Below are 4108 nucleotides of genomic sequence, written 5' to 3'. Positions count from 1 at the left end.
ACGGCTGCGGCGGCCCACCGGCTCGGGCTCCGCGGGCCGGATCGTCCGCAGGCCGGTCGCGGTGGTGCCGGTCAGACCGGCGAGCTCGCCGACCTGCTCGCTCCGACGGGCGGCGGCCCGCCGGCCGGGAACCGGAGCGGGCGTGGTGACTCGGGCGCTGAGGGCGCCGACCAGGGCCTCGCAGGCGGCGTCGCAGGCCCGGACGGAGGCGACCGCCTGCCGCACGGTCTCCGCGACTGCCGAGGTGAGCACCCGGTTGACCGTGGCCCGGCGGGGCGTCTCGGAGATGGCGACCCGCAGGGCGGTGATCGCGTCGTTGATCTGGTCGGCACGCGCGACGCCCTCGGCGACGAGGTGCGCGGCGACGGGGTCCGCGGCGACCGCAACCTCGCGGCCCCGGGCGACCGTGCCGCCGAGCATGCCCGGCTCGGGCAGCGCGTCGAGGACCGCCAGCGAGACGGGCCCGGCCGGGTCCGGGTAGGCCCGCAGCGCGGCCGGGTAGAGCTCCCGCAGCACCTCCCGCAGCGCCACCGCGGCGGAGTGCCGCCCGTTGGCCAGGGCGGCGTGCGCGGCCAGCACCTGCTTGTAGTTGGCCAGGTCGCGGGGGGCCGGCAGGGTAACCGCGGAGAGCGCGCCGGCCTGCAGCGCCCGGGCCAGCCCGACGGCGCGACGCTCGGCCGGCGGGGACTGCATCTCCTCCAGGGAGTCGTCGTCGGCGAAGCGCTCGGCGAAGTCGTCCACCGAGTCGTCGTCCGCGATCGCCAGTGGACGACCGGCCGCGCTGAGCAGCGAGGTGACCGTGTGGTCGTCGCTGTCGGCGGCGATGGCCGCACCGCTCGGCCCGCCCGACCGCTCCACGAGCAGCGCGACCAGCTGGGCGTAGCCCGCCGGGTCGTCGCTGATCTCGCAGACATGCAGCAGACGGCCTGCGTCGTCGACCACAGCGGACGTCAGCGCCGAACCGGTCGAAGCCGGTCGGTCGGCCGGATCCGCCGAGGCCAGACCGCAGTACACGCGCACGAGCGCCACGGCGTCGTCCTCCTCCCGGGACACAGATCGTTACTTCTGCCAGAGACTGATGCTCCCCGTTACGGGTCAGTCGCGCCAGTCCACGACAGCAGAGATCTTGCCGACAATGGTGCGCCAACCCAAACTTGCGGTTTGTGCCCCGATTTTCTTCAGCCGCCGTCGGCCCAGGAAAGCACCGATTCCGCCGTTGACAGACGCCCGCAGCGCCTCGTCCAGGTCGTCGAGGCTGGAGCCCGCGGAGAGCATGTCCAGCACCGCGGGTAGCCGCAGCGCGTACGCAAGGTCACGGGCAACCTCGCCGGCCTCGATCAGGAGCGTGGGGTCCCACGTGTCGTGCCCGCCGCGGAGGTTCTCCACCACCAGGTCGAGCTCGTAGGTGTCCTCGTCCAGCGGGGCGATGTCGGCCGGTTCCACCCGTTCGGACAGTTCAGTCCAGCTGTCCAGTTGGGACAGGTCGTTGGGCGCGCCGGATCGGACGAAGCTGACCAGCGACTCCGGCGTCTTGAACAGCAGCAGCCGGCCGCGGTAGCTGAGGAAGGCGGGCACCTCCTCGTCGCCCGCGGTGTCCTCGTCCTCGTCCTCGTCGGCCTCGGCCTTCTCCTCGGCCGCCTCGGCGGCGCCGCGCCGGCGACCGGCGGGCCGCTCCTCGTCCTCGTCCTCGGACAGGGCGGCGAACTCCTCGTCGAGGATCACCACCTCCTGGTCCTCGTCCTCGGCCTCGACGACCTGGCGGCGGGCCAGGAAGGGGTCGTCCTCGTCGCGCTCGGCGACGTCGGTCGGGGTCAGCTCCCGCGCCGGCCGGTACGCGCGCAGGGTGAAGCCGGTGCCGGCGGGCAGGGCGATCTCCACCGGGTCGATCCGCAGCTCGTCCCAGAGGGCGCGGTCGGCCGCCGGGCGGTCGTCCTCCGCCTCGTCTGCTGCCGCCGACGCGGTGCTCTCGTCGAGCTCGGGCTCGTCGGCGTCGGGCCGTTGGGGCGACTGGCGGGCCACGCTGACCTCCGTGTGCTTTCGGGTTTGCCCACCCGGCGCACCTTGCGGCCGCCGAGTGACTCTGGGCACATACCCTAGTGGGCGACCCGACGAGGCCGGGACCGCACCCCGGTGGCATCCCGGCGGGCGGACAAGTAGCGTTACTACGCATGAAGGCCCAGGCGCTGCACGGACACCTGGACGCGCTGCTGCTGGCGGTCCTGGAGCAGGGCGAACTCCACGGGTACGCGATCATCGAGGCGCTCCGGGCACGCAGCGACGGCACGCTGGACCTGCCCACGGGCACCATCTATCCGGCGCTGCGGCGGCTGGAACGGGCGGGCTACGTCGCCAGCTCGTGGAGCACGGTCAACGGCCGGGAACGACGGACCTACCAGCTCACCGAGGCCGGCGGGCGCGCGCTGGCCGGCGAGCGGGCCGGCTGGCGCGAGTTCAGCGCGACGGTGGGCCGGTTCCTCGGCGCCGACCAAGCGCCGACCGCACCCGCCTGAGAAGACGGCTCACCGCCCCGTCCGGTGCGAGTTCCCCCGGCGCCGCCCGCTGCACCGGTGGCGGGCAGGCGCCCACCGCGTCACCGGATGGCCAGCAGCCAGGACCGGGCGGCCCGGGCCAGGGCGAACCAGGCCGCGCTCGCCAGCACCGCCCCGACCATCATCGGCGGCCAGGTCAGGGCCGCCTGCCAGAGCCCGATCGACCAGGCGAGCAGGGCGCCGCCGGCGAGCGCGCCGACGCCCAGCGCGCCGGTCAGGCCGAAGCCGACCACCCGCCCCAGGCGGGCAGCCGGGCCGACCCGTACCGCGCGGCGAGGAAGCCCAGCAGCAGCCCGGCCAGCGCCAGCCCGGCGACCGTCCCCCAGATCCCGTTCAGCGAGGCGGACAACAGCTGGTAGCCCTCGGGTGCGGTCCGCCCCGCCAGTGGGCGCCCCGCCAGGTCAGATCGCCCCCCACCATCAGCGCCACCGCCACCGCCAGCGCCCGCACCGCCAGCCCGCGCAGCGCCCCGGCCGCCAGCTCCGCCTGGTAACCCGGGGCGAGCTGGGCAGAGCTGCCGAACTCGGCGACCGCGCGCCGCTCGGCCTCCGCCGCCGGCAGGCCGTCCGCCCGGTACGCCTCGGCGGCGTCCAGGAGCGCGTGCCGCGCCTCGGTGAGCAGGTCGGTCTTCAACCGGGCCGGCCCACGCAGGCGCCCGGCCAGTTCCCGCAGGCGCTCCTCCACGAGCACGCCGTCGTACCCCCGCATGGCCTCACCCTGCCACCCCGCCCCACCCGGCGCGTCCGGGGATTTCCCGGAGACCGCTCAGGGAGTCAGGGCCAGATAGCCGCGTTCCGCCGCCGCTTGGAGCAGCCACTGCTCCCGGTACCAGCCGGGCCGGGCCACCAGTTCGGCGTGCCGGCCACGCTGCACCACCCGGCCGGCGTCGAGTACCACGATCTCGTCCAGCCCCGCCAGGCCGCTGAGCCGGTGGCTGATCAGCAGCACGGAGTGCCCGGCCGGAGTGGCGGCCAGCGCCGAGGCGAGCACCGCGTCGGCCGCGGCCGGGTCGAGGCCCTCGGTGGGCTCGTCCAGCACCAGCACCGCCGGCGCGGCCAGCAGCGCCCGGGCCAGCGCGAGGCGCTGCCGCTGCCCGCCGGAGAGCTGCCCACCCTCCTCGCCGACCACGGTGTCCCAGTCCGCCGGCTGGGCGCGTACCCAATCGAGCAGGCCGGCCGCCCGGGTCGCGGCGGTCAGCTCCGCCTCGCTCGCTCGGGGGCGGCCGAGCAGCAGGTTCTCCCGTACGGAGGCGTGGAAGACGTACGCCTCGGCGAGGAGTCCGCCGATCGCCCGGGGCAGGTCCTCGGCCGGGTACGCGGACACGTCGAGCCCGTCCAGGGTGACCCGGCCGGTGTCGGGGCGTACCGCGCCGGTGAGCACCGCCGCGAGGGTGCTCTTGCCGGCCCCGCTCGGCCCGACCACGGCGACCCGACGGCCGGCCGGCAGGTCGAGGCTGACCCGGTCCAGGGCGGGGCCGCCCCCGTCCGGTACCTGACGGTCACCTCGTCGAATCGCACGTCGTGGCCGGAGGGAGCGGCTTCGGTCCCCGCGCGGCGCGC

At 75.6% G+C, this 4108-nt stretch carries 5 protein-coding genes and 2 pseudogenes; 1 reads left to right on the top strand and 6 read right to left on the bottom strand.

The features are described from left to right. Both JNW87_RS35715 and JNW87_RS35710 read right to left on the bottom strand, forming a co-directional pair. Window positions 1-1053, bottom strand: a pseudogene (locus tag JNW87_RS35715) (transposase); the annotation flags it as partial. Window positions 1054-1095: 42 nt separating this feature from the next. Further along, window positions 1096-2019 carry a DNA primase gene (locus JNW87_RS35710; RefSeq protein ID WP_109804179.1) on the bottom strand — a complete coding sequence of 308 codons (924 nt, stop codon included), beginning with the start codon at window positions 2017-2019 and terminating at the stop codon, window positions 1096-1098. A gap of 149 nt (window positions 2020-2168) precedes the next feature. Between JNW87_RS35710 and JNW87_RS35705 the strand changes: the two genes are divergently transcribed. After that, on the top strand, window positions 2169-2510 hold the full coding sequence (locus JNW87_RS35705; RefSeq protein WP_109804178.1) for a PadR family transcriptional regulator: 342 nt from the start codon (window positions 2169-2171) through the stop codon (window positions 2508-2510). An 80-nt stretch (window positions 2511-2590) separates the two neighbouring features. On the opposite strand, the gene JNW87_RS35700 is transcribed toward JNW87_RS35705, so the two are convergent. The 4 genes and pseudogenes from JNW87_RS35700 to JNW87_RS35690 form a co-directional block, all read right to left on the bottom strand. Next, window positions 2591-2782 (bottom strand): hypothetical protein, encoded by a 192-nt coding sequence (locus tag JNW87_RS35700; protein ID WP_238455219.1) that lies wholly within the window; start codon window positions 2780-2782, stop codon window positions 2591-2593. After that, entirely contained in the window at window positions 2764-2898 is a 135-nt protein-coding gene (locus JNW87_RS40045; protein WP_255544758.1) for a hypothetical protein, read from the bottom strand. Before JNW87_RS40045 ends, JNW87_RS35700 begins: the two co-directional genes overlap by 19 nt. Further along, on the bottom strand, window positions 2883-3257 hold the full coding sequence (locus tag JNW87_RS35695) for a permease prefix domain 1-containing protein (protein WP_238455218.1): 375 nt from the start codon (window positions 3255-3257) through the stop codon (window positions 2883-2885). Before JNW87_RS35695 ends, JNW87_RS40045 begins: the two co-directional genes overlap by 16 nt. A gap of 57 nt (window positions 3258-3314) precedes the next feature. Next, window positions 3315-4108, bottom strand: a pseudogene (locus JNW87_RS35690) (ATP-binding cassette domain-containing protein); the annotation flags it as partial.

This window comes from Micromonospora sp. ATA51 (assembly GCF_016802855.1).
GTDB lineage: Bacteria > Actinomycetota > Actinomycetes > Mycobacteriales > Micromonosporaceae > Micromonospora > Micromonospora sicca.
The sequence above is the reverse complement of the archived record's forward strand: the minus strand, read 5'-3'. Positions and strand labels throughout refer to the sequence as shown.